The sequence below is a fragment of the Pseudanabaena sp. 'Roaring Creek' genome (assembly GCF_001402795.1).
In the GTDB taxonomy this organism is placed as follows: domain Bacteria; phylum Cyanobacteriota; class Cyanobacteriia; order Pseudanabaenales; family Pseudanabaenaceae; genus Pseudanabaena.
This window is the reverse complement of record NZ_LIRE01000173.1, coordinates 1-514: the sequence shown is the minus strand read 5'-3', so window position 1 is coordinate 514 and position 514 is coordinate 1. Positions and strand designations below refer to the sequence as shown.

At 46.9% G+C, this 514-nt stretch carries 1 pseudogene; it reads right to left on the bottom strand.

Annotation, left to right across the window (positions count from 1 at the left end):
* A pseudogene (locus AC805_RS26100) lies at positions 1-514 on the bottom strand (S-layer family protein); the annotation flags it as partial.

Sequence of the window (514 nt, the reverse complement as noted above, 5' to 3'; positions counted from 1 at the left end):
AATGCGCTGACTCGGATCGATCACATCCGTAGGCAATTCGATTAACCCAGCAGCGGGAGTAAAAGCGAGGTTACTAATATTCACCGTGCCACTCAATCCAAACTGCGAACTCGCCGTGATATCGTTATCCTCGGTGCGGTAAGGTCGGTATTTCAACCCAAAGATGCCATCAGTATTAATTTGGATATTCCCCCCATTGCCTTGAAAGGCATTAGCCACTATGTCACTATTCCCCAAACCAATAATGAAAGGACTGCTAATCGTAATATTACCGCCATTACCCTTACCACCCGCTTCCGCCGATAGCAAACTTTCATTCCGCAACAGGAGCAGTTCCCCAAGGAAGAAATTCAGGTTACCGCCATTACCAGAGTTGGTTTGGGCATTAATTTGGGAAGCACCATCTAAAAATAGCGATCGCGCATTGACTTGAATAGTGCCACCATCACCCGTACCTTGACTGCGACTAGTGATTTGGGAACTATTCCCAAGGGTGACTTGTTGAGCTTCGATG